Raw genomic sequence first — 24,746 nt, forward strand, 5'->3', positions numbered from 1 at the left:
TGTAGAACTAATCCGTTTCGACTTAGCGGCTGGCACGGGGCAAACTTGAACCATGAGCCACACTTCTGCCGAATCTGTCACTAAAACTGCTGATACCGAAGAGCAGTTCTTCACGCTCTGGACTGTCTTCAAGCGCTCGGCCGATGTCCTGCGCAGCGGCGACGCAGCCCAGGAGTACGAGGCCCTGGTAGAGAAGCTTGCCGAAGGCGGAGTCACCGTTCGCGGCAGCTACGACGTCTCCGCTATGCGCTCCGACGCCGACATCATGGTGTGGCTCCATGGGGCCAAGCCCGAAGACCTGCAGTCCGCGGTCCGCTCCATCCGGCGCAGCAAACTCTTTGCCGGCACCGAGATCGTATGGTCCGCCATGGGCGTGCACCGCGAAGCGGAGTTCTCCAAGAGCCACATTCCGGCCTACGCTCGTGGCGTGGAGCCCAGCACCTGGCTGTGCGTGTACCCCTTCGTCCGCTCTTACGAGTGGTATATCCTCCCGGCCGAGGAACGCGGCGCCATGCTCCGCGAACACGGTCTGCTGGGCAGGGAATTCCCGCAGGTCATCTCCAACACCGTCTCCTCGTTCGCGTTGGGTGACTGGGAATGGATCCTCGGACTCGAGGCACCGGAACTGGTGGACCTTGTGGACCTGATGCGCCATCTGCGGGACAGCGAGGCCCGCAACCACGTCCGTGAAGAAATCCCGTTCTACACCGGCCGCCGCGTGTCCGCTGCCGAGATTGCCGAGGTCCTTGCATGAGCACTCCAGTCGTTTCCACGGCCGTCAACGAAGTCACCGAGCGCGGCCGCCAGGAACCCAAAAATTACGACGCCGTGCTGCTCGCGTCCTTCGGCGGGCCCGAAGGCCAGGACGACGTCATTCCCTTCCTCCGCAATGTCACCCGCGGTCGCGGCATTCCGGATGAACGTCTCGAAGAGGTCTCCCACCACTACCGCGCTTTTGGCGGCATTAGCCCCATCAACCAGCAGAACCGTGAACTGAAGGCTGCCATCGAGGCCGAATTGGCACAGCGCGGCATTGACCTTCCCGTGCTGTGGGGCAACCGCAACTGGGATCCCTACATTGCGCCCGTCCTGCAGGACGCTTACGACGCCGGACACCGCAGGCTCCTGATGCTTACCACTAGCATCTACTCCTGTTACTCAAGCTGCCGCCAGTACCGCGAGGACATCGGCGTTGCCCTGACGGAAACCGGGTTGGATGGCAAGCTCCAGGTGGACAAGATCCGCCAGTACTTCGACCACCCCGGCGTAGTCCAGCCCTTCCTGGAGGGTACATCTGCGGGCTTGGAGGAGATCCGCGGCAAGCTCGTCGCAGCCGGCGAGACTGACCCGGACTCAAAGATCCGCGTCCTGTTTGCTACGCACTCGATCCCCACCCGGGATGCCGAGGCCGCTGGAAGGTCCGAGGACGAGCCCCGCGAATTCGCGGAAGGCTCGGCTTATGCTGCCCAGCACTTGGCCAACGCCAAGGCCATCATGGATGTTGTGGCACCCAATGTTGCCTGGGACCTGGTGTACCAGTCCCGTTCCGGCGCCCCGCACATCCCGTGGCTTGAGCCGGACATCAACGACCATCTCGAGGAAATCGCCCCTGAAGGGGTCCGCGGCGTCGTCATTGTTCCCCTAGGCTTCGTCAGCGATCACATGGAAGTTGCCTGGGACCTGGACACCGAGGCTCTGGAAACCTGCAAGGACCTCGGCATCGAAGCAACCCGTGTCCCCACCCCGGGTACGCACGCAGCTTTCGTGTCCGGCCTGGTAGACCTGATCTGCGAACGCACGGTGGAGAACAACATCGCCGAGCGCCCCCACGTGACGGACCTGGGTGCTTGGTACGACGTCTGCCGTCCCAACTGCTGCGAAAACTTCCGCGGAGCGAAGCCCGTCATTTCAGAAGTTGGTACCACAGTGGGCATCGGGCACGACGCGTACCCCGCTCCGGAGGCTGCCAAGTGACCGTACGCATCGGCACCAGGGCGAGCAAGCTCGCCCTGACGCAGACGCAGCAAACTGCGGACCGGTTGGCTGCCGTTGGCGGCTTCCCTGTGGAACTCGTGCACATCAAGACCGAGGGCGACGTCAAAACCGGGTCCCTTGCCCAGATGGGCGGCACAGGCGTGTTCGTCGCGGCCCTTCGGGACGCACTTCTCGCTGAGACCTGTGACGTTGCCGTGCACTCCCTCAAGGACCTGCCCACGGGCGCCGCACTTGGCCTGAGCATCGCGGCAACACCCAAACGGGTGGATGTCCGCGACGTACTCTGTGCCCGCGATGGCATGACGCTCGCCGAACTGCCGGGCGGCGCCAAAGTCGGTACAGGCTCACCACGGCGGGCCGCGCAACTCCGGGCTGCACGTCCGGACATTGAGGTGCTCGACATCCGTGGGAACGTGGATACCCGCCTCGGCCGTGTCCCTGGTTTGCCGGGAAATGTGACCGATGTTGTTGTCCCCGGCAAGACCTGCGATCTTGACGCTGTGGTGTTGGCCGCAGCGGGCTTGGAACGCATGGATCGGTTGGACACCGTCAGCGAATTCTTCGAATCCGACGTCATGCTGCCGGCCCCCGGGCAGGGAGCGTTGGCCATCGAATGCCGGACGGATGACGCTCCGCCACTGGGCGGTTCCACCGAGGGATCAAACTCGGTGCTGGCCCAGGCCCTTGCCGCTTTGAACGACGACGACACCCGCCTCGCCGTTACGGCCGAGCGTGCCGTTCTGGCCCGGCTCGAAGCCGGTTGTGCTGCTCCCGTGGGGGCTTACGCCTTCCGGAAGGGCAGCATGCTGCACCTTGAAGCAGTGGTCTGCGCCGTGGACGGCACCAAGACAGTCCGCGAAAAGAAAGCCACGGACGGTCTAACGGAAGTCGGAGCCACGTTGCTCGGCATCGAAGTGGCTGAGCTCTTGCTCGCTGCCGGCGCCGCGGAGATCGCGGACCTTGCCGCGTCCTGAGCCGTATGAAGTAAATGGGCTGACCGGCCGGCGTGTCCTGATCACCAGGAGCGCCGACCGTGCACGCCCTTTGGCGGCGCTGCTGAGTGAGTTGGGGGCCGAGCCCTTGGTGCTTCCGCTCATCGATTTTGAGAGGGCAGGGGACCAGGCTTCCCTTGATGCGGCCTTGGACAAGTTGGCGGCCGGCGACTTTGACTGGCTGGTGATCAGCAGTATCACCACCGTCCGGGTTCTCATGGAGAAGGCTGCCCAGCGCGGGATGGCACTCGCGGATCTTGTTCCATCGGGAACAAAGGTGGCCACCATTGGCTCTTCGTCCCATCAGGTTCTCGAATCCGTAGGCCTCGCCGTTGCTCTGGCGCCTGAGGATGTCCAATCGGCGGACGGCCTCCTTGCTGTGTGGGAAGCGTCCCGCGTACGCGTGTTCCTGCCCCAAGCCGATATTGCGGCGGCCAGCCTGCGCGACGGCCTGGCGGCAAGCGGTGCGGACGTGACGTCCGTGGTCGCCTACCGCACGGTTGACTACCCTGCCCGTGCCGAACTCCGCCTGACAGCGGTACTCCCGTCCGGCGTCGGGACGTCCTTCACTGACGATCCGGCAACACTTGTTCCGGAAGACGCGCGGGCAGCACTGGATGCCGGAACCGTGGACGCTGTGGTGGCTGCTTCTCCCAGCGCGACGCGCCGTATCGCTGCAACATTGATGCCCTTGGGCAGGTGCCGGCTGATCGCCATTGGACGGCCGACGGCGGCAGAGGCCTCCCGGATAGGCCTCACCGTGGCAGCCACCGCCAAAGAACCAACCCCGGACGGCATTGTGGCCGCCTTGGAATCTGTTTTCGCCAACGAAGGGAAATCGTCATGAGCTTTCCGAACCATCGTCCCCGCCGCTTGCGCACCACTCCCGCCATGCGCAGGCTCACCGCCGAAAACCGCCTGGCGCCCGCGGACCTGATCCTCCCGGCGTTCATCCGGGAAGGCCTCACCGAGCCGAGTCCCATCAGTTCCATGCCGGGAGTCGTCCAACACACCACAGAGTCCCTCAAACGGGCCGCAGCCGAAGCCGTGGAGTTGGGCGTAGGAGGCATCATGCTGTTCGGTGTGCCCGCCGAACGCGATGCGCAAGGCACCGCTGCACTGGACCCGGATGGCGTCTTGAACAAGGCCATCCGCGACGTCAAAGCCGAGGTGGGCGATGACCTGGTGATCATGGGCGATGTTTGCCTCGACGAGTTCACCGACCACGGCCACTGCGGCGTCCTCGATTCCGAGGGCTACGTGGATAACGACGCCACGCTGGAGATCTACGGTCAGATGGCAGTTGCCCAGGCCGACGCGGGCGCCCACGTGCTGGGGCCCTCGGGAATGATGGACGGCCAGATCGCGGTCATCCGTCAAGCACTGGAGGAATCCGGACACAAAAACACAGCAATCCTTGCCTACGCAGCTAAATACGCCTCAGCGTTCTACGGCCCGTTCCGTGAGGCCGTGGATTCCCAACTCAAGGGTGATCGCCGTACTTACCAGATGGACGCAGCCAACCGCCGGGAAGCCATCCTGGAGGTGGAACTCGACCTCGAAGAAGGCGCCGACATGGTGATGGTCAAGCCCGCCATGAGCTACCTGGACATTCTCGCTGATGTGGCTGCAATGAGTCCGGTGCCTGTTTCGGCCTACCAAATCTCAGGCGAATACGCCATGATCGAAGCGGCCGCCGCCAACGGCTGGATCGACAGGCGGGGCGCCATTACTGAATCTGTCCTCGGCATCAAGCGTGCTGGAGCCGATACCGTATTGACCTACTGGGCCTCCGAACTGGCAGGCTGGTTGAAGGAGTCCTGATGTCTTCTCTCCCTGCAGAATCCGCTGTTCACCTGGATCCCACGGCACCGTCCCGGACCGCCGTGCCTTCCGATCCCGCTGCGCCAGTGGCGGCCAACCAGATCCTGCTCGGCCTGAACACCTTCGGCGACGCCGGTGTGGATGCTGACGGAAACCCCAAGGAGCATGCGCTTGTCCTGCGGGAGCTGCTGCAGGAAGCGAAACTGGCTGACGCCGTCGGAATCCATGCCTTTGGCGTGGGGGAGCACCACCGCCGCGATTTCGCTGTGTCCGTGCCTGAGGTCTTCCTTGCTGCGGCGGCCGCCGTGACATCACGGATCCGCTTGGGGTCCGCTGTTACCGTGCTCAGCTCAGATGATCCCATCCGCGTCTTCCAACGTTTCGCCACGGTTGATGCCTTGTCCAATGGCAGGGCCGAGGTCATGCTCGGCAGGGGTTCGTTCGTGGAGTCATTCCCGCTGTTTGGCTTGGACTTGGCAGACTACGAAGTCCTCTTCGAAGAAAAACTGGAGCTGTTCGACAAAGTACGCGCCCAGAAACCCGTTCATTGGGCGGGGCGCACGCGGCCCAACGTCAATGGGTTGCAGGTATACCCCCAACTCCAGCATCACCTCCTGCCGGCCTGGATTGGTGTGGGTGGCACACCGGAGTCCGTGCTGCGCTGCGCCGAATACGGCTACCCCATCATTTTCGCCATTATTGGGGGAGAGCCCCGACGCTTCGCACCGCTGGTCAACCTGTACCGTGAGGCGATGGCAAAGTACGGCCATCCCATGCGCCAGATTGCCACGCACTCACCAGGATTCATCGCGGACACGGACGAGGCCGCCCGCGAGGAGCTGTTCCCGCATTGGCTGGAGCAGCGCAACAGGATCGGTGCCGAGCGTGGGTGGGGGCCAGGGAACCGTGGCGAGTTCGACGCCATGTGCGGCCCTGAGGGTGCCCTCTATGTTGGTTCCCCGGAAACCGTGGCGCAGAAAATCGCTCTTCTCAAGAGGAATCTCGGTGTGGACCGATTCGACCTCAAATACAGCAATGGAACGTTGCCGCATCAGTCAATGATGCGCTGCATTGAGCTCTACGGCACCGAGGTGGCCCCGCGGGTCACCGAGCTGCTGGCCGACGCCGCATAAGACTGCGCCCGGCCAAGCTGAAATCACTGAAAGAATAGGAACCATGACCTCAAATACCCCCGTGTCCGATCAACTTTACGACCGTGCCCGGTCCCTGATGCCCGGCGGCGTGAATTCGCCGGTGCGGGCCTTCGGTTCAGTGGGCGGTACCCCGAAGTTCATGGTCTCGGCCAAGGGCGCCTACCTGACGGACGCGGACGGCAAGGAATACGTGGACCTCGTCTGCTCCTGGGGGCCTGCGTTGTTGGGACACGCCCACCCCGCCGTGCTTGATGCCGTTCACGCAGCTGTGGATCGTGGCCTTTCTTTCGGAGCTTCCACACCGGACGAAGCCAACCTCGCTGAAATTGTCAAGGACCGGGTGTCCGCTGTTGAACGCCTGCGGATGGTATCCACTGGAACCGAAGCCACCATGACGGCCGTTCGTTTGGCCCGCGGTTTCACCGGCCGCAACTTGATCATCAAGTTTGCCGGGTGCTACCACGGCCACTTGGACGGGCTGTTGGCAGCGGCAGGATCCGGCGTGGCAACGTTGGCTTTGCCCGGCTCTGCCGGCGTTACGGAGGCCACTGCCGCTGAAACCCTGGTTCTGCCGTATAACGATCTCGCCGCCGTCGAGGCTGCCTTCGCTGCGCACGGCAATAACATTGCTGCCGTCATCACCGAAGCGGCACCGGCCAACATGGGCGTCGTCACTCCGGGTGAGGGCTTCAACGCAGGCTTGTCCCGCATCACCAAGGAGCACGGTGCGCTCCTGATCGTGGACGAAGTCCTCACCGGCTTCCGTACCGGGTACGCCGGCTACTGGGGCTTGACCGGCCGCCAGGAAGGCTGGGCTCCGGACCTGCTCACCTTCGGTAAGGTCATTGGTGGTGGAATGCCGACGGCGGCACTCGGCGGCCGTGCCGACGTGATGGACTACCTTGCTCCCGTCGGTCCCGTGTACCAGGCCGGAACCCTGTCCGGAAACCCCGTGGCCATGGCTGCAGGAGTGGCAACTCTGACCCACGCAACTCCTGAGGTCTACGCCCACGTTGATGGCCGCTCGCTGGAACTCTCCGCAGCGCTTTCCTCTGCCCTTGATGCAGGAGGGGTGGACCACTCGATCCAGCGGGCGGGCAATCTGTTCTCCGTGGCGTTTGGGACCTCCGCCCATGGCGTACACAACTACGACGACGCGCAGCGGCAGGAAAGCTTCCGCTATGCCCCGTTCTTCCACTCCATGCTGGACTCAGGCGTCTACCTTCCGCCGTCGGTCTTCGAAGCCTGGTTCCTTTCCGCCGCTCACGACGACGCAGCGATGAACCGGATTATCGACGCCCTTCCGGCGGCGACAAAGGCTGCAGCGGGCGCTACGGCTTAGTTTTTTAGTGATGCCCCGGCCAGATGCTCGAAGCATGTGGCCGGGGCATCGTTGTTTGTCCCGGGGTAGGCTCGTAGGTGGAAACCCACCCCCAACGAATTCACGGTTTACCATGCGCAAGTTCCCGTCCATTGCATCGATTAGTGTCAGCATCGCCACCGCCGGTGTACTCCTGGCGACGGCCTCGGGTTGTTCCAGTGGCCCATCCAACTCCGGCCAAGCCACGGCGGAGGGGACGCCGTCTGTTTCTCCTTCCTCGCCGACAACCACACCGGCACCCTCATCCCCGCCGGCGTCAACCACGCCGTCTGCTGTTACTTCCCCGCCTCCCTCCGCGGCGCCTAGCACCCCGTCATCTGTAGAGAAACAACTCGCCGCGCTCAGCCTTGAGCAGCGCGTGGGACAACTGTTCATGGTGGCCTCTAAAGCCACCGGCGCCGAACCCGGAACCATGGAAGCACTGACCAAGTACCATGCCGGAAACGTTTATCTCAGCGGGCGCAGCAAGGCCGGAACTGCTCCGACGGCTGCCGTGGTGTCTGCCTTGACGGGCACTGTCTCTGCTGCCACAACGGGCGGGCTGCCTCTTTTTGTTGCTACCGACCAAGAAGGCGGATACGTTCAGGTGCTCTCCGGCCCGGGCTTCTCCACGATTCCTACTGCCCTGGTCCAAGCATCTTCCGGGGCGGCCAAGCTCCGGGCGGATGCCGCCACGTGGGGAAAGGAACTTCGCAGAGTAGGGGTCAACGTGAACCTCGCACCGGTCCTGGATACAGTGACCAGCCCGGAATTTGCACCCTCAAATGCCCCCATCGGCCATTTCCAGCGGGAGTACGGCTATGACCCCGGCAACGTCTCGCTGCTGGGCAACGCTTTTGCCGACGGCATGAAAGACGCCGGGGTTGCTCCGGTGGTCAAACACTTCCCGGGCCTGGGCAGGGTGGTTCCCAATACGGACGTCAGCAAAAATGTCCGTGACACCACCACCACAAGGGACGATCCCGCGCTGGAGCCGTTCCACACCGCCATCGCATCGGGTACCAAGTGGGTCATGGTCTCCAACGCCTACTACGACAAGATCGACCCCGCAAACATCGCACCGTTCTCAGCGACGATCATGGACGCCATGCTGCGTGCTGACGCAGGTTTCACAGGGATTGTCCTTTCTGACGACCTCTGCAGTGCTGCGCAATTGGAAGCCTGGTCAGATGCTGATCGGGCCCTGAACTTTTTCGGCGCAGGCGGAACCATGTTGGTGTGTGCCGATCCCACCAGCATTCCGGCGATGCACCAAGCTGTAGTGCAAAAGGCCACGTCAGATCCGGCCTTCCGGGCCAAGGTGGACGCCGCCGCGCTTACTGTGTTGCAAGTCAAGGCCGGTCAATAGCGGCTCCACGTCAGGGATCAGGAACAAAGAACCCCGCCTTCCATGTGAAAGCGGGGTTCTTTGTACGTGGTGCGTGTCCTGTTGTGAAGAGGTCCTTAGAGGACGTCCGAAAGGAAGCCCTGAAGGCGTTCCGTTTGCGGGTTGGTGAACAGCTGCTCCGGAGGACCGGATTCAACCACAACGCCGGCGTCCATGAAGGTCACCACGTCGGAGACATTACGGGAGAAGCCCATTTCGTGGGTCACCACCACCATGGTCATGCCTCCTTGGGCCAGGTCGGTCATGAGGGCAAGGACGCCCTTGACGAGTTCCGGGTCCAGTGCGGAAGTGGCTTCGTCGAAGAACATCACCTCGGGCTTCATGGCCAAGGCGCGCGCTATGGCTACGCGCTGCTGCTGGCCACCGGAGAGGTTTGCCGGACGCGAGTCAGCCTTGTGCTTCAAACCCACCAGGTCCAATTGGGCCAGGGCTTCGTCGCGTGCCTGCTCCTTGGACATGCCACGGAGCTTACGCAGGGCTAGGGAGATGTTCTCTGCCACAGTCTTGTGGGGGAACAGGTTGAACTGCTGGAACACCATGCCAATACGGCGGCGCAATTCGTCCGGATTGTCCTTGAGGACCGAACGTCCGTCCAGGAGGATGTCGCCTTGGTCCGGTTCGATCAGCCGGTTCATGACGCGCAGGAGCGTGGACTTGCCCGAGCCGGACGGGCCGATCACCGAGGCCGTGGTGCCCTTCTCAACATGCAGGTCAATGCCGCGCAGTACGTGGTTGCTGCCAAAGGACAAATGGATGTTCTTGGCTGTCAGTGTGCCTGATGCAAATTCGCTCATGCCTGGGCTCCCTTTCCTACCACGGCTGCTGCCTCGTCCGGTTCCTTCTTCTCCGGCCGGCCGGAGCGCATGCGGGCGTCTATCCAGTTCACAAAGTGCGTGAGTGGAATGGTCAGCGCCAGATAGAAGATGGCAGCGGCCACGTAGGGGGACAGGTTGCCGCTGTTGGCGGCTGCGTCCTTGCCGATCTGGAAGATTTCACGCTCCGTGGCCAGAAGACCGAGCATGAACACCAGCGAGGATTCCTTGATCAGTGCGATGAACTGGTTCACCAGGGCGGGCAGAACGCGGCGGATGCCCTGAGGCACCACCACTAGGCGCATGGACGAGCCGTAGCTGAACCCGAGGGCTCGGGTCGCTTCGAGTTGTCCCTTGTCCACGCTCTGGATGCCTGAACGGAAGATCTCACCGATGTAAGCGCCCGACATCAAGGACAGTGCCGCGATGGCCATGGGGTACGGGCTGGTTGAACCCGTGAGTTCGCGAATGATGGGGCCGAAACCGAACCCGATCACCAGGATGGTCAGCACCGGTGGAAGCCCGCGGAGGATGTCCGTGTAGATGCGGGCTATCCACCGTGCCGCTGCGTTCCGGGAAATCCCCATCAGGGCGAGCAGCATCCCGAGAGCAGTCCCGATGATGCCCGAGACGACAGCCAGGACGATGGTATTTGGAAGGCCGACGGCGAACATCTTGGGGATGACTTCGCCCATTGCCTCCCAGTCAAAGAAGGTCTCGGCTAGTTGATTGAGGATATCCATGGAACGCCCTGGTTACTTGGCGGGGAGCTGGACGGCCTTGCTGCCCGGCTTCCAGCCCTGGGGGGTCTGCTCGGCAGCAGTCGGACGGTCCTTGTACCACTCGGCCGTGAGCTTGGCCCAGGTGCCGTCGGCAATGACAGCATCCAAGCCGGAGTTCAAAGCGTCGATCAGCGGTTGGTTGTCCTTGTTCACGGCGTATGCAGTGAAGTTTTGGGTGTTGACAACCTTCTCGGCGATCTTGGTGTTATCGCCTTCCTTGACCTGGCCTTCGGCCTGCTGGGAAGGAGCAACCCACGCGTCGATCTGGCCGTTTTTCACGTTGCCGTAGACCGTGTTGTAGTCAGGGAAACGGACTGGCTCAATCTTGAGCGTGTTCGTCATGTAGTCGTCCTGGACGGTGCCCTGGACGACGCCGATGCGCAGGCCTTCCTTGACGTCGGCGAAGCCGGTGACCTTGGAGTCGTTCTTGGTCACGATAGCCATGTAGCCGAAGTCGTAGCCGTTGGTGAAGCCGACCGTCTTGCGGCGGGCGTCCGTGGTGGAGATGGAGGAGGATCCGACGTCGAACTGCTTGTTGCCCACCTGGGACAGGAGCGCCGAGAAGTCGGTGGATGCAAACTCCACCTTGAGGCCCAGCTTGTCGCCGATGGCCCGCAGGAGCTCATTGTCGTAGCCGGTGAACTTACCGGAAGGATCGATGAAGATGTTCGGCGGGGCGTCTGAGAGGGTGCCTACGCGCAGGGTGCCGTCGGTGATCAGGCCCAGCTTGGTCTTGTCGATCTTGTCCAGAGGCGTCACATCGGCGGTGGTGAAGGTATCGAGCGATTTCTGGTCGCTGCCAGCCAGCGCATCGGTGGGGGAGCCGCTGGGCTCGGAGGTTCCTCCACCGCATGCTGCCAGGGAAATCACCAGGGCTGCGGCCACGGGGGCAACAGACAGCCACTTAGGGGCTTTGAATTTCATGAAGAAATCACTTTCATCGGGTAACGGAGACGTTTCGCGGTGGGCGGGGAATGCGGCAGCAGAAAAGCAGCAGAACAAAGGTTGGCTGCCCTAGCAGACTTCAACCCGCCAAACTTAATTATGTCACCAGCCCACTAGCCCGCGGTGAATCGAAGAAGTGAATGCCAGCAATCGAATTAACCGAACAAAGTTCCCATCAGGTGCCCGATGGACTCTGGACTATTCCGGGTTCGAGGCCTCGTCTGGAATCTCCGCGCGGCCAGTCCCACCTTTTAGGTTCCCGAATTCGCTGTGACATGCGTCGCAAAAAGTAATGCCTGGCGTGCTTCCTGTTCTACCTGCCGTGCTTCCTGTTTTAGAAGCCGCCCCGGCTGGCGTCCTCAGGCGGCAGCACCGGCCACTCACCCTCGATCACGGCGGTGGGCTTGCTCCGCCGCAAGTATTGCTGGAAATCAGCAGCCTGGGACGCCGCCCAGTCTACTTGCAGCTGATGCAGTGTGGACGCCGGCATCTGCAGCTTGGGAAACTTGCCGGCCATGGCATCCAAAACGCGGAGCGTAGCCAGCGCATCCGCCGCGGAGGTATGGGCGTTTGTCAGGTCCACGCCGTATTCCTCGCACAAAGCGGTGAGGGTGCGCTTTCCCTTGCGGTAGCGGTCCACTTGCTTGTTCATGACATAAGGATCCAGCACGGGGAAACGGCTCAGTTGGGGAACACCGTAGCGGGCAGACTCTGCCGCCAACACGGTGAAATCGTAACTGGCGTTGAAAGCAATGACGGGAGTGCCGTCGTCGAACAGTCCTTGGAGCACCCCGGCGACTTCGCGTGTGACTTCTGCTGCCGGGCGGCCTTCGGCGCGGGCCTTCTCCGTGGATATTCCGTGCACCTCACTTGCTTCGAGCGGGATCTCCACCCCTGGATCTGCCAACCACTCGTGCTCTGCGATGAGCTCCCCGTGAGCATCCACTACTGTGATGGAAGCGGTGACGATCCGCGCTGACCGCGAGTTTTTCCCGGTGGTCTCGAGGTCGAATGCGGCACGGGAGAGGGTATTCCAGGAACTCATGCCTTCAAGCTACCGGCTGGGTCCGACACTCTTTGGGCACGACACTCCTGCCGTTACGCTGAACACATGCGGATGGAGTATGTGACGGCGGTTCTGGCCGTTGTAGACCTTGTTCCGTCAGGCTCGGCGGTCTCCTATGGTGACGTCGCGGAGCTCCTGGGTGCTGGCGGACCGCGGCAGGTGGGCGCAGTCATGAGCCATTACGGTAGCTCTGTGGCCTGGTGGCGCGTGCTCAGGGCCAGCGGGGAGGCGCCTCCCGGTCACGAGGTTGACGCGTTGAAACATTACCTGCAGGAATCGACCCCGCTTCATGGCGCGTACGAGGCATTCCTGAGGACGGGGGAAGGCCGTTGGAGGGTCGACCTGACAGCAGCACGCTGGGCGCCTTCGGATGGCGACTTCGATCAACTTGATGTGATCTCTGACCAGTTGGAGCGTCAACTCCATAAATTGTCGGTGCCCGATGATGAAATGACTGTGTGACCGCCACTCCTGCCAAAACCCGCCAAGCACCGGCAGCCCTCCGCCTGCTCCCGCCGCGTGAGACCCACTACGCGGCACCCGTTTTGTCCCCGGATCAACGTGCAGTCGTTTCCCTCCCGCAGGGGAGCGGCCCCGTCCTGGTGCCCGGCGGGCCTGGGACGGGCAAGTCAACGGTGCTGGTGGAATCGGCAGTCCGCCGTGTTCGTGAAGACGGCCTGGACCCGGAACAGATTCTCGTTCTCGCTCCCGGGCGCCACGCCGCCGCTGCCTTGCGCGACACCTTCACAGGGCGCCTGGACCGCAGCCTCAGTACGACGCCGGCACGCACCTGGGCGTCGTACGCTTTCGACGTCATCCGGCGGGCAAAGGCTGAAGGCATCCTGCCGCTGTCGCGGCCACCGAAGCTTCTGTCAGGCCCTGAACAGGACCTCATCATCAAGGAACTGCTGGAAGGCCACTCCCGTCCCGGCTTCCATCTGCCTTGGCCGGAGGACCTCGCAGCAGCACTTCCTACCCGCGGTTTCCGTCACGAGATCAGGCAGCTATTCGACCGCATCATCGAATCGGGGCGCACCGCGGAGGACTTGGTGGGGCTTGCCTACGAGTGCGGACGCCCTGATTGGATGGCGGCGGCCCAGCTGTACAGCGAGTACCGGGACGTCCTGGACCTCCGCATGCCGGAGGCGTTTGACCCCGCCGGGATCATCACCACGGCACGGCAAATTTTCCAAGACTCGCCGGAGTTCCTCGCCGCCGAGAGGCAACGCCTCCAACTCATCCTCGTGGACGACGCCCAGGAATCAAATCCGGCAGTATTCGAACTCCTTGCCGACATTGGAGAAGGCAAGGATGTGGTGGTCACCTACTCACCGGACACGGTAGTGCAAGGTTTCCGCGGCGCACGCCCGGACTTGGTTTCAGAGTTGCCATCGCTGCTGGGCGGCACCCAGCAATCCGTCCTGGAACGACCCTTATCGGCGACCCACCGGCATACGCCGGAAGTAGCCGAGGCGTGGATGCGGGTAGCGGCCCGCATCTCGCAGCGTTCCGGTGGTCAGCTGGCCAGACAGATGGAACAACCTCAACATCCGGAAAGCCCACGTGAGGCGACCGTCGGCGATGGTCGCGTAGAAGGGCACGTGCTGCCGTCCGCAGTCCACGAGCTCCGGTACGTCGCGCAGCGCATCCTTGAAGCGCAACTGCGGGAATCGCGGGAGTTCAGCGACATCGCAGTGATCGTGCGGAACGGCGGACAGATCTCTCAGTTGCAGCGGTATCTGAGCGGCCAAGGAATCCCGGTGCGCGTTCCCGTCGCGGACTCAGCTGTCCGTGACGAAGTCGCTGTCCGCCCGCTGCTGGAGGCTTTTGCCGTTGTTCTGGACCCGGCAAAACTCACACCGGAAACTGCAGTATCCCTCCTGACATCGCGGATCGGAGGCGCCACTGCCATCGAATTGCGGAGGCTGCGGCAATCCCTACGCCGCGAGGAGCTTTTAGGAGGCGGCGGCCGCTCCAGCGACGCTCTGTTGGTCGAAGCCTTGCTCCAACCGGGGGCACTGGCATCGCTGGGAATTGAAGGCAGCTCTGCCCGCAGGCTCGCCCGTATGATCGCGGCCGGTACCACTGCTGCCGCCGAGCCGGGCGCCAACGCGGAATCTGTTCTGTGGGCCTTATGGCACGCAACGGGGTTGTCATCGCGTTGGTCGGAGATGGCACTTGAAGGGGGCAACGCGGGGGCGCGCGCAGATCGGGACCTCGACGCCATGATGGCTCTGTTCCACACAGCCGAGCGCTTTGTCGACCAGCTGCCCGGTTCCGGTCCAGAGCAATTCCTCGACTACCTGCTGAACCAGGAACTGCCCATGGACACCCTTGCCGCACGGGCACAGCTGGAGGCATGCGTGGAGATCATGACTCCGGCGAGTGCGGCGGGCCGGGAATGGCCGGTGGTAATCGTTGCAGGCCTCCAGGAAGGAGTGTGGCCCAACACGCGCCTCCGTGGAGAGCTGCTGGGCAGCACCGTCTACGCCGATGCCGTGGAGCATGGAGTGGACTACGCCCTCCGGCGTGGACCCCTCAGCAGGCTCCGGGATATCCGCTACGACGAACTCAGGAGCTTCTCAACAGCCGTGTCGCGAGCCCGTGAAGTGTTGATTTGCACTGCAGTGTCTTCCGAGGACGAACAGCCTTCTGCCTTCCTGGACTACGTGGCCCCGCTCGCATCCGGTGAGTACAAACGCGGTTATACAGCTGTTGACCGTCCCATGACCTTAAGGGCACTCGTTGCGGAACTGAGGCAGCATGCCCAGGCAGAAGACGAAGCACCCGGGGAATCCCGTTCCGCGCACGAGGCGGCACGGATATTGGCCAGGCTCGCCACTACGGACCCGCCGGTTCCGGGGGCGCACCCGGACACGTGGTGGGGTTTGGCGCCACTGAGTTCCCAGGCAGCCGTCGTGCCGGCTGGCAGTACGGTCTCCGTCTCGCCGTCCAAAGTGGAAGCTGTCCACAAATCCCCGTTGGACTGGTTTGTCCAAGCAGCCGGCGGGGAAGCGGCCACCGACTTCGCACGCAGTCTGGGCACGTTGGTCCACGCCATTGCGCAGGAGCTTCCCGAGGCCTCGGGAGCCGAGTACGTCGCCGAACTCGTCCGCCGTTGGCCAAGCTTGGGCATGAAGGATAACTGGGAGGGGAAACTTGATTTCCAGCGGGCGGAACTCATGGTCCGGAAGTTGGCCCAGTATGTGCTCATCATGCGCAACGACGGACGAAGCTTGCTGGCAGTAGAGCACGACTTTGAAGTTCAGCTTCCTGATGTCACGGTTGATGCCGTTGGCGTCAGTGGTCCTGAAGCTCTTGAAGAGGTGGCCGTACGTCATGCGGTATTACGCGGCCAGGTGGATCGCCTCGAAATAGATTCGGAGGGCAGGCTTGTGATTGTGGACCTCAAGACCGGCAAACGGCAACCCGGCAAGGCCGAGGTTGCCCGGCACCCGCAGCTAGGTGCCTACCAGGCTGCGGTCCTCAAAGGTGCTTTCCAGGACGCTGCAACGGGACAGGGGCTCACTGATACCGGGGCAGGAACAGGCTTCGCTCCCGGTGGCGCCGTGTTGGCCCAGCTTGGGACCAAAACAAAGAGCCCCGGAGTGCAGCAGCAGGATCCATTGGATCCGGCAGAGAACTGGGCAGAGAGCCTGGTCAACGAGGCGGCCACGCTCATGGCAGGGTCAACGTTCGATGCACGGCACGACCCCGGCAAGTCAGGGCATGGCGGCCATGGATGCCGTCTGCCCGACATTTGCCCGTTGTGCGCCCGAGGAAAGCAGGTCACCGAATGACAACCGAGCTCCTGGACGGCTTCGCCTCCAGCCCCCTGGGTGTAGAGGCAGTCCCCGCGCCCAGATTTTCGCCTTCCGAACTGGCCGGTATCCTTGGCGAGAAGAACCACCCGACACCCGAGCAAGCGGCGATTATTGCCTCGCCCCTCTCACCCCGCCTGGTGATCGCTGGAGCAGGTTCCGGCAAGACGGCCACCATGGCCGACCGTGTGGTGTGGCTGGTGGCCAACGGCTGGGTGCGTCCGGAAGAGGTTCTGGGGGTAACGTTCACCCGGAAAGCTGCTGGCGAGCTGGCGAGCCGGATTCGGTCCAAGCTGGCCACACTCCAGCGGATCGCGGCGGAGGACGACGGCAGCATTGGCTTCCCGGAGGGGCTCGTCGGTGCTGACGAGCTCGAACCCAAAGTGTCCACTTACCATTCCTACGCAAGCGGCATTGTGTCGGACTACGGCCTGCGGTTGGGCATCGAACGGGACGTCGTCTTGCTTGGCGGTGCACAGTCCTGGCAATTGGCCAGCGAAGTGGTGGAGGCGTACGACGGCGACTACGAACACTTCACCGCCGCAAAGTCCACCCTCGTAAATGCAGTCATCCAGCTGGCCGGAGAGTGCGCGGAGCACCTTCAGGACCCCGGGGAGGTGCGCGAGTGGGTTCTGGAACGCGTTGAGACCTTTGAGCAGCTTCCTTATGTGGCCGGGGCCAAGAAGAATCCCAGCCAGGCCGCGGGAGACCTCGCGGCTATGCTCCGGACCCGAGCCAGCGTTGCCGACATGGTGGTTCGCTATCAGGAGGCCAAACGTCAACGCGGGGTCCTCGATTTCGGCGACCTCGTGGCGCTGGCAGCGCGTATCGCCAGTGACATTCCGCTCGCTGCAACCACTGAACGTGCCCGCTACAAGGTGGTGCTCCTGGACGAGTTCCAGGACACCTCCCACGCACAGCTTGTCCTCTTTTCACGCCTTTTCGGCCAGGGTCACGCAGTTACCGCGGTGGGAGACCCCAACCAGTCGATCTATGGGTTCCGCGGCGCTTCTGCAGGGCAGCTCTTCCACTTTGTGCAGGAGTTTCCCGTGCAGCGCTTGGACCCCTCCGGAAGCGATGGTTCCTTCTCCATTGCACCCACCTCTTATCTGACCACTGCCTGGCGGAACGGCAGAAACATCCTCGAAGCCGCCAACACCATCGCAGCGCCCTTGAACAGGGCGGCAGCATCGGAGGGTCCGGCAGGGGACAGGAAGAAAGCCGGTAATGTCTCAGTCCCCGCTTTGGTACCCAGCCCTGCAGCGGTGGATGGGAGTGTAGTGATCGGTCGCTTCGGCACGGATGAGGACGAGGCCGCCGTCATAGCCCGCGATGTCCGTCGCTATCAAAGAACTGTTTTCGAGGAGGAGAAGGACGGCACCCCCGTCAAGCCCACCATGGCGGTCCTGTGTCGCCGGCGGGCGCAGATGGAGTGCCTCCGCCGGGAGTTCGAACTCCAGGGCATTCCCTACGAGATCGTTGGACTTGGCGGCTTGCTGGACACACCGGAGATCGTGGACCTGGTGGCGACGTTGCGGGTCCTCGCCGATCCGGGACGTTCCGATGCTCTGATGAGGTTGTTGGCCGGGGCACGATGGCGGATTGGTCCGGCAGATTTGATGGCGTTCAGCGACTGGTCCCGCTTCCTGGCCCGTCGCCGGTCGACCCCGGAAGCCCGCCATGACACTTTCGAAGACAACGAAGAACCCGCAGCAGTCGTGGTTGAAAGCGATATCACCGATGCCGCAAGCCTCGTGGAGGCCCTTGATTTCCTCCCCCGGCCGGACTGGACTTCAGGGCATGGGCGGAGCCTGAGCCCTGCCGCCCTGGATCGACTGACCAGCCTTGCCTCGGAGCTCCGCTCGCTCAGGAGCTACATCGGAGACGACCTCACCACACTCCTTGGAGAGGTGGAACGTGCCATGCTGCTGGACATTGAGGTTGCCGCCAAACCAGGAATCAGTATTCACCAAGCACGCCGCAACCTGGATGCATTCCAGGATGCAGCAGCAGGGTTCCTGCAGACTTCACAGCGTATTGATCTGCTGGCGTTCTTGTCGTGGCTTGAAGCCGCGGCCTCAGAGGAAGGCGGCTTGGATGTGGCCCCCGCTGAGACCAACCGGGAGGCGGTGCAATTGTTGACTGTCCATGCCTCCAAGGGCCTGGAATGGGACGTGGTTTTTGTCCCTGGACTCAATGCTGGTTCTTTTCCCAGCAGCAGGGATTCGAGGTGGAGCACCGGCGCCGCGGCCTTGCCGTGGCCATTGCGGGGCGATCGTGCTGACCTTCCCCAATGGGACCTGGAGCAGCCTGACCAAAAAGGATGGTTGGACGCCGAGAAGGACTTCAAATCCGAGGTCCAGCATCACGGCGAGGCAGAGGAGAGGAGGCTCGCGTATGTTGCCTACACCCGTGCCAAATTTGTCTTGTGGGCCTCCAGTGCTGCTTGGAACGGCTCTCGATCGGGAATGGCCGGAATGTCCTCCTTCCTTTCCGAACTCGCACCGCTTGCCGGAATGGCTGCAACGGCAGAGGGCGCCAGTGTCACTCATTCGCAGGGCAGTGCTGTGGTCCATCCCCAATCGGTAGCCGAGGAGGCCTTGCCCGAGGAAAGCCCCTTGACCGCAGTGCTCGAGGTAGCCCAATTTCCCTATGACCCCTTGGAGGGGCCTTCGGACCCACGGACCGGTGCCCGCCTGAGGCTTACCCCAGGCAGAAGGCTGGCCATGGATCAGGCTGCGGCCATGGTTCGTCGATACATGGAGGAACCCGGCAAGGATCCTTCAGGCGACCTAACCGGTGCGGCCGGGAAGTGGGCACAGGAGGCAGAACTCCTGCTGGATCGCCAGCGCCAGCTGAAAACCGTTCAGGATGTCCACTTGCCCAGCCATATCTCCGCTTCACTTTTCGTAGATTTGGGGGCTGACCCGGCGGCCGTCTTGCACCAGCTTCGCAGGCCGGTGCCCCGTGAACCGGGCATTTCGGCCCGCAAAGGTACGGCCTTTCATGCCTGGGTGGAGGAGTACTTCGGGACAACGGGCATGTTGGACCTTGATGAAGCGCCGGGTTCGGACTCCCATATTGATCAGGCCTACGGGCTGGATGACATGGTGGCGGCGTTCAAGAAGTCCGAGTGGGCCCAAAGGGCTCCCGCTTTCGTCGAAGTACCTGTGGAAACCCGGATTGGCGACGTCGTAGTACGCGGGCGCATCGATGCCGTGTTCCGTGATGCCGACGGCCGTTGGCAGCTCATTGACTGGAAGACCGGACGACGCCCGGCAGGTATACAACTGGCAACCCGCGCGGTGCAGCTGGCTGTTTACCGGCTCGCATGGGCTCGACTCAAGGACGTTCCCCTGGAGGACGTCAGCGCTGCCTTCTACTACGTTGCGGATGACGCCGTCGTACGCCCACACGATCTTGGCAGTGCCGAGGAGTTGGAGCTGATAGTCGCGAGGGCGTTGAAGAGCGGCAGCTGAATGACCGAAGCCCGGAATTCAGGAACGTTCGGCCGCGCGAAGCGGCGTTACGCTGACCACGCTGATCGCGGCAGTCGAGGTCTCGTCATACTTTGGGGTAGTGCCGCTGTCTCCGTTCTGGGAGCTTTCCGACTCGCCTGCATCCGGAATCGCCGCGACACTGACAGCGGGAACGCCCGCCGGGGAATCTGAAGCCCTCAGCATGGCGGCTTCATTCTCAGCGGCTAGCGCAGCTTCTTCATCGCGGCGCATCTGCTCATCAATGTCGTCGGCGAGTGTCTGCAGCATGGATTCTGCCTCGGCCGTCATGCTCTGGTGCCCAGCCGCCATGGCCTTGACTAAATACTGGGCGAGGGCAAACTCGGCCAGCAGCGCCGCCCGGCGGAGAAGGTGGGCGTCAGGGACGTCCCGTCGGGCCTGGGTGTAGTCGTTCAGGACCGCCTCAACAAATGATGCTTCGTTGGACGCCACCAGCCAGGCGAAATCATCCGCGGGATCACCGATCCGCAGGTCTGTCCACCCCGTCAGCGCTGTCACGGTGTCGTCCTGCACCATGAGGTTGTCCTCGTGAAGGTCCCCATGGACTACTGAGGGATTGAATCGCCAAAGGGCGACGTCTTCAAGGGCATGCTCCCACCGACGCAACAGTGTGGCCGGTATCTTGCCGGTGGTTGCTGCCTGGTCCAGCTCATTGAGTTTTCGTTGCCGGAACTCATTTGCCGAGTAGCTGGGAAGATCCGCGTTGATGACCAAAGTCAATGGAAGGTCGTGAATAGCCGCCAGAGCTGTGCCCACTTCCCGTGCCAGGGCGGGGCTGCCGGCTGAAAGTTCTTCGATCGAGAGCATTGAGCCTTGCAAGTGCGTGTAAACGAACGTCGTCAGGGCACCTTGCCGGACTGTGCCGGCAATGGTGGGCACGTGAAAGGGAAGTTCGGCACGGATTGCCGGCGCGAAGGCGCGCAGCACCATGAACTCGGTTTCAAGCCGCGTGCTTGCCTCCGGATGGCGCGGTGAACGAACCCGCCAGCGTTTACCCTCCGCATCGAGCAGCAACGCTGAGTCGAAGTCAGCGTCATCGTCGGGGGAGTATGCTGCGGCCGTCGGCGCCAGGCCGGGCACCGCCGCGGTTGCTATGGCGGCCAGTTCGAGCGGTGTTCTTCTCACGTTCTCCACGGTAGATTGAGTGCGGCCTGTGGCCATGATGTGGTGCGGCGAGTCTTCAGATCCGCAGGAAATGCGCAGGAAATACGAAGCAAATCCCGGTATTGACACCCCATCGGGCAACATCACAGACAGGTGTCCACAGCGGGGGGCCTTCCAAATGTTTTTTGTCGGTGTGAGTCAGTACGGTAGATACATGAGTTATACGGAGTCGCCGGCGCTTGCCAATCACCTGATGGAGACTGTCCTTCCCATCCGCCCCGCCATGGTGGATCGCGGCTCGGGCATCCGTATGAAACCGGGAATGGTTGAGGAGCTTGTTGCCTCCGGCTCGGCGAAGGCCATGGTCATTTCGCAGCGCAAAGCTTTGGTGTCTGGTGACGGTCTCTGGTTCGGGGACGCCGCGCCGCTCTATAACGCTCTCACCGCCTCGGGCGGCGGTGCTGTTTCTGCCATCTACCTGGGCACCACCTTGACGTCGTCCTCATTGCCCGAAGGCACGTCGGTTGTGCTGTTCACTGTTGCGGAACCGCCAGCGCCGGGAACCGTTACGGTCCCGCTGGGTACGGAATGGGCAGGCTTCCGGGATGTCGCGGCGCGTCTGGACGCGAACGACACCGCTCTGTTCATTGAGGCCAGTGCAATCTCCAACTGGCATGCAACCCACACGCATTGCCCGCAGTGCGGGACGCCCACGGAAATCGAGGCAGGCGGCTGGGTTCGGCGGTGTCCCAAGGACAACTCAGAGCACTATCCGCGGACTGATCCGGCCATCATTGTCACGGTGGTGGGCCCCGATGGCCGGCTCCTTCTCGGTGGAGGCGGGCCCCTTGACGCCAGGAATTACTCAACGCTCGCTGGATTCGTTGAGCCCGGCGAGTCGCTTGAGCAAGCCGTCGTGAGAGAGATAGGGGAAGAAGTCGGCGTCCGTGTGACCGCCTGCCAGTACCTCGGTTCTCAGTCCTGGCCTTTCCCTGCCTCCCTTATGTTGGGGTTCACGGCCACGACGGACGACACCGTGGCGCGGCCCGATGGCGTCGAGGTCACCCGTGCCCGGTGGTTCAGCCGCGAGGAATTGCAGGAGGCCGTGCTGAGCGGTGAAATCACCATCTCAACGCGCTTGTCCATAGCACGTTCACTGATTGAGCATTGGTATGGCGGCGTCATCGAAGACCTCCAGCCGTGACTGAAGGAATCTTTGACGGCGGTGTCTCACTTGAGGATCGCATCCTCGGCGGCTTGGACGACGAGCAGCGCGAAGTAGCCAGTACGCTGACGGGACCCATGTGCGTCCTGGCAGGAGCAGGCACGGGTAAAACTCGCGCCATTACCCATCGAATTGCCTACGGGGTTCACTCCGGTGTGTACAGTCCGCAGAGGCTTTTGGCCGTCACATTTACTGCCAGGGCCGCGGCCGAGATGCGCAGCAGGCTCCGCGATCTCGGCGTTGCAAACGTGCAAGCCCGCACCTTCCACGCCGCCGCGCTGAGGCAGTTGCAGTTCTTTTGGCCGCAGGCAATCGGTGGCACTTTGCCCAGCCTGCTGGACCACAAAGCCAACATGATTGCCGAAGCTTCCCGCAGGCTGCGCCTGAGCACTGATCGGGCATCCATCAGGGATCTGGCGGCCGAGATCGAGTGGGCCAAAGTGTCCATGCTTACCCCGGCCAACTATCTGGAGAATGCCCAAGGACGTGGAACTCCGGGAGGCTTCGATCTCACCGCGGTCTCCAGGGTTTTCCAAGCTTATGAGGACATCAAAACCGATCGAAACGTCATCGACTTCGAAGACGTCCTGCTCATCACCGTGGGGATCCTTCAGGAGGACCCCAAAGTGGCGGCAACAGTCCGGGAACAATACCGCCACTTCGTAGTGGACGAGTACCAGGACGTTTCGCCGCTGCAACAGCGGCTCCTGGATTTGTGGCTCGGTGGTCGGAACGAGTTGTGTGTGGTGGGCGATGCCAGCCAGACCATCTATTCCTTTACCGGAGCTTCCCCCAAGCACCTTCTGGGTTTCAAATCGCAGTTCCCCGAGGCAACGGTCGTGAAGCTCATTCGCGATTATCGCTCGACCCCGCAAGTGGTGAAGTTGGCCAACGATCTCCTGGGATCCCGCCGTAGCGGCGGACCCGTTGCCGATGCCGCGTGGGCCTCGCCCCTCAAGCTCGTCGCCCAACGGCCGTCCGGTCCGGAGCCACGCTTCATGGAGTGCCCGGATGACGAGGCAGAGGCCGCGGTAGTCGCAGGCAGAATCCAGGAACTGCTCAGCACCGGGGTCAAGGCCAGCGAGATTGCCATTCTGTTCCGCACCAACGGCCAGTCCGAAGCGTACGAGCAAGCACTTGCCTCGGCTGGTATCGGCTACCAGCTCCGGGGAGGGGAACGGTTCTTTGCGCGGAAGGAAGTCCGTGATGCGATCCTCCAGTTGCGGGCGGCAACCCGTGCCGTGGCAGAAGGGCCCCAGGAAGCACTAGGCCAAATCGTTCGTGACATCGTCGCGTCACTCGGGTATACAGAGGCCGCTCCACACAACGGGGGAGCACTGCGCGAAAGGTGGGAATCCCTGGCAGCTTTGGTCGCATTGGCTGATGAGCTAGCTGTTAGCCGCGGAGAGTCCTTCACCCTGGGTGAGTTCGTGAACGAACTCCAGGAGCGATCGGTCGCGCAACACGCCCCGACCGTTCAAGGTGTAACTCTGGCTTCCCTTCACGCCGCCAAGGGCCTGGAATGGGATGCAGTGTTCCTGGTGGGCCTCAGCGAAGGCCTCATGCCTATTTCCTTTGCCGACGCCCCCGAGGATGTGGACGAAGAGCGAAGGTTGCTCTATGTCGGCATAACCCGGGCGCGAGAGCACCTGAATCTCTCATGGTCCACGGCCCGAACACCGGGCGGTCGGGCCAACCGCAAGCCGTCCCGTTTCCTCGACGGACTTCGCCCCAATTCCGTGGCTTCCGCAAACGCGCGCAGCAAAACAGGTCCCACCCGACGGAAAGCTGCCGCACCGGCGTCATGCAAGGTATGCGGAAGCATGCTGGCAAGTGGAGCCGAACGCAAGGTGGGTCGATGTAACCAGTGCCCGCCCACATATGAGGAACAAACGTTCGATGCGCTGAGGCAGTGGCGCAGGGACGAAGCCCAGACGGCCGACGTTCCGGCATATGTTGTTTTCACGGACGCCACACTCACGGCCATCGCGGAGGCCAAGCCTTCATCGTTGGAGGAACTGGCTGGCCTGGCTGGAATTGGCCCATCCAAGCTTGAACGCTACGGCGAAGCTGTTCTGGCCGTACTTGCTGAGAGTTCGGAACTCTGATGACGCGTCCACCCGCCCCCGGTGCCGGTGTTTCGCGCACCACGGACGACGGCGCTCCGGTGGTCGTGCGTCGATCAGCCAGACGCCGTCGAACTGTTGCTGCCTTTTGGGAAGACGGCAACGCCGTGATCGCAATCCCAGCCAGCTTCACCAAGTCCCAGGAACATGAGTGGGTCCAGCGAATGCTAGCCAAGCTGAAGAAACAGGGAGAACGGCAAAAAGGTGCTGGCAGGCGCCGTCCCGCCACTGATCAAGCCCTCGCCAATCATGCGGAGCACCTTTCTCGGACGTACCTCGGCGGGCGTGCGGTTCCTACGTCGGTTCGCTGGGTCTCCAATCAGAACTCCCGTTGGGGTTCGGCTACTCCTGCGGACGGCACTATCAGGTTGTCGAACAAGCTCCAGCGAATGCCGCAATGGGTCATCGACTACGTCCTGGTCCATGAGCTCGCGCACTTGCTGGTGGCGGGCCACAACGCCGAGTTTTGGAGACTAGTCGAGGCATACCCTGAGACTCATCGGGCAAAGGCCTTCCTGGAAGGCGTTGCCTTTGCTACATCCCGGGGACTCCCGGAAGAGCCAGGCTCTGAAAACTCCGACGAACCAGCTGGGGACGTGACTGACTAAGCGCTG

Annotated in this window: 19 protein-coding genes; 14 read left to right on the forward strand and 5 right to left on the reverse strand. The window is 62.6% G+C overall.

Features of this window, described 5'->3' with window-relative positions; all coding sequences use genetic code 11:
• The first annotated feature begins 52 nt into the window (after positions 1–52).
• The 8 genes from hemQ (at position 53) to HAV21_RS01765 (ending at position 8,694) form a co-directional block, all read left to right on the forward strand.
• Positions 53–754, forward strand: coding sequence for a hydrogen peroxide-dependent heme synthase (gene hemQ, locus HAV21_RS01730; RefSeq protein WP_142938507.1), 702 nt, complete (start codon positions 53–55; stop codon positions 752–754).
• A complete protein-coding gene (locus tag HAV21_RS01735) occupies positions 751–1,974 on the forward strand; it encodes a ferrochelatase (protein WP_166840076.1) in 1,224 nt (407 codons plus the stop codon). The genes hemQ and HAV21_RS01735 overlap by 4 nt, the downstream gene beginning before the upstream one ends.
• Positions 1,971–2,969, forward strand: coding sequence for a hydroxymethylbilane synthase (hemC, locus tag HAV21_RS01740; RefSeq protein WP_166840078.1), 999 nt, complete (start codon positions 1,971–1,973; stop codon positions 2,967–2,969). Before HAV21_RS01735 ends, hemC begins: the two co-directional genes overlap by 4 nt.
• Entirely contained in the window at positions 2,956–3,834 is an 879-nt protein-coding gene (locus HAV21_RS01745; RefSeq protein WP_142938510.1) for a uroporphyrinogen-III synthase, read from the forward strand. The genes hemC and HAV21_RS01745 overlap by 14 nt, the downstream gene beginning before the upstream one ends.
• Positions 3,831–4,811 carry a porphobilinogen synthase gene (gene hemB / locus HAV21_RS01750; protein WP_166840080.1) on the forward strand — a complete coding sequence of 327 codons (981 nt, stop codon included), beginning with the start codon at positions 3,831–3,833 and terminating at the stop codon, positions 4,809–4,811. Before HAV21_RS01745 ends, hemB begins: the two co-directional genes overlap by 4 nt.
• A complete protein-coding gene (locus HAV21_RS01755; RefSeq protein ID WP_208095769.1) occupies positions 4,811–5,944 on the forward strand; it encodes an LLM class flavin-dependent oxidoreductase in 1,134 nt (377 codons plus the stop codon). Before hemB ends, HAV21_RS01755 begins: the two co-directional genes overlap by 1 nt.
• Positions 5,945–5,987: 43 nt before the next feature.
• On the forward strand, positions 5,988–7,307 hold the full coding sequence (gene hemL, locus HAV21_RS01760) for a glutamate-1-semialdehyde 2,1-aminomutase (RefSeq protein WP_166840082.1): 1,320 nt from the start codon (positions 5,988–5,990) through the stop codon (positions 7,305–7,307).
• Positions 7,308–7,419: 112 nt separating this feature from the next.
• Positions 7,420–8,694, forward strand: a complete 1,275-nt coding sequence (locus tag HAV21_RS01765; protein WP_166840084.1) for a glycoside hydrolase family 3 N-terminal domain-containing protein — start codon at positions 7,420–7,422, stop codon at positions 8,692–8,694.
• A gap of 95 nt (positions 8,695–8,789) precedes the next feature.
• Here the strand turns inward: HAV21_RS01765 and HAV21_RS01770 are convergent, their stop codons facing one another.
• The 4 genes from HAV21_RS01770 to HAV21_RS01780 form a co-directional block, all read right to left on the reverse strand.
• Positions 8,790–9,527 (reverse strand): amino acid ABC transporter ATP-binding protein, encoded by a 738-nt coding sequence (locus HAV21_RS01770; protein ID WP_024817418.1) that lies wholly within the window; start codon positions 9,525–9,527, stop codon positions 8,790–8,792.
• The gene (locus tag HAV21_RS22000) at positions 9,524–10,288 is read right to left on the reverse strand and encodes an amino acid ABC transporter permease (protein ID WP_202979309.1); all 765 of its coding nucleotides are present in this window, start codon (positions 10,286–10,288) and stop codon (positions 9,524–9,526) included. The genes HAV21_RS01770 and HAV21_RS22000 overlap by 4 nt, the downstream gene beginning before the upstream one ends.
• A gap of 12 nt (positions 10,289–10,300) precedes the next feature.
• Positions 10,301–11,251 (reverse strand): ABC transporter substrate-binding protein, encoded by a 951-nt coding sequence (locus tag HAV21_RS22005; RefSeq protein WP_202979310.1) that lies wholly within the window; start codon positions 11,249–11,251, stop codon positions 10,301–10,303.
• 355 nt (positions 11,252–11,606) lie between these two features.
• Entirely contained in the window at positions 11,607–12,317 is a 711-nt protein-coding gene (locus tag HAV21_RS01780; RefSeq protein ID WP_166840086.1) for a 3'-5' exonuclease, read from the reverse strand.
• Between the two features lie 66 nt (positions 12,318–12,383).
• Here HAV21_RS01780 and HAV21_RS01785 point away from each other — a divergent pair, with 66 nt between their 5' ends.
• The 3 genes from HAV21_RS01785 to HAV21_RS01795 are packed head-to-tail and all read left to right on the forward strand — an operon-like array spanning position 12,384 to position 19,638.
• Positions 12,384–12,800 (forward strand): MGMT family protein, encoded by a 417-nt coding sequence (locus HAV21_RS01785; protein WP_142938515.1) that lies wholly within the window; start codon positions 12,384–12,386, stop codon positions 12,798–12,800.
• On the forward strand, positions 12,797–16,138 hold the full coding sequence (locus tag HAV21_RS01790; RefSeq protein ID WP_166840088.1) for an ATP-dependent DNA helicase: 3,342 nt from the start codon (positions 12,797–12,799) through the stop codon (positions 16,136–16,138). Before HAV21_RS01785 ends, HAV21_RS01790 begins: the two co-directional genes overlap by 4 nt.
• Complete coding sequence (locus tag HAV21_RS01795) at positions 16,135–19,638, forward strand: ATP-dependent DNA helicase (RefSeq protein WP_166840090.1); 3,504 nt, start codon at positions 16,135–16,137, stop codon at positions 19,636–19,638. Before HAV21_RS01790 ends, HAV21_RS01795 begins: the two co-directional genes overlap by 4 nt.
• An 18-nt stretch (positions 19,639–19,656) precedes the next feature.
• Here HAV21_RS01795 and HAV21_RS01800 read toward each other — a convergent pair whose 3' ends face one another.
• Complete coding sequence (locus tag HAV21_RS01800) at positions 19,657–20,802, reverse strand: macrolide 2'-phosphotransferase (RefSeq protein WP_223940559.1); 1,146 nt, start codon at positions 20,800–20,802, stop codon at positions 19,657–19,659.
• A 193-nt stretch (positions 20,803–20,995) separates the two neighbouring features.
• Here HAV21_RS01800 and nudC point away from each other — a divergent pair, with 193 nt between their 5' ends.
• Genes nudC through HAV21_RS01815 form a run of 3 tightly spaced genes read left to right on the forward strand, consistent with a single transcriptional unit; the run spans position 20,996 to position 24,740 of the window.
• Positions 20,996–21,985, forward strand: coding sequence for an NAD(+) diphosphatase (nudC, locus tag HAV21_RS01805; protein WP_142938519.1), 990 nt, complete (start codon positions 20,996–20,998; stop codon positions 21,983–21,985).
• Positions 21,982–24,114, forward strand: a complete 2,133-nt coding sequence (locus tag HAV21_RS01810; protein WP_166840092.1) for an ATP-dependent DNA helicase UvrD2 — start codon at positions 21,982–21,984, stop codon at positions 24,112–24,114. The genes nudC and HAV21_RS01810 overlap by 4 nt, the downstream gene beginning before the upstream one ends.
• On the forward strand, positions 24,114–24,740 hold the full coding sequence (locus HAV21_RS01815; protein ID WP_166840094.1) for a M48 family metallopeptidase: 627 nt from the start codon (positions 24,114–24,116) through the stop codon (positions 24,738–24,740). The genes HAV21_RS01810 and HAV21_RS01815 overlap by 1 nt, the downstream gene beginning before the upstream one ends.
• The last annotated feature ends 6 nt before the right edge of the window (positions 24,741–24,746 follow it).

Origin of the sequence: Paenarthrobacter sp. MSM-2-10-13, assembly GCF_011605365.1 — a bacterium.
Classification (GTDB): Bacteria; Actinomycetota; Actinomycetes; order Actinomycetales; family Micrococcaceae; genus Arthrobacter.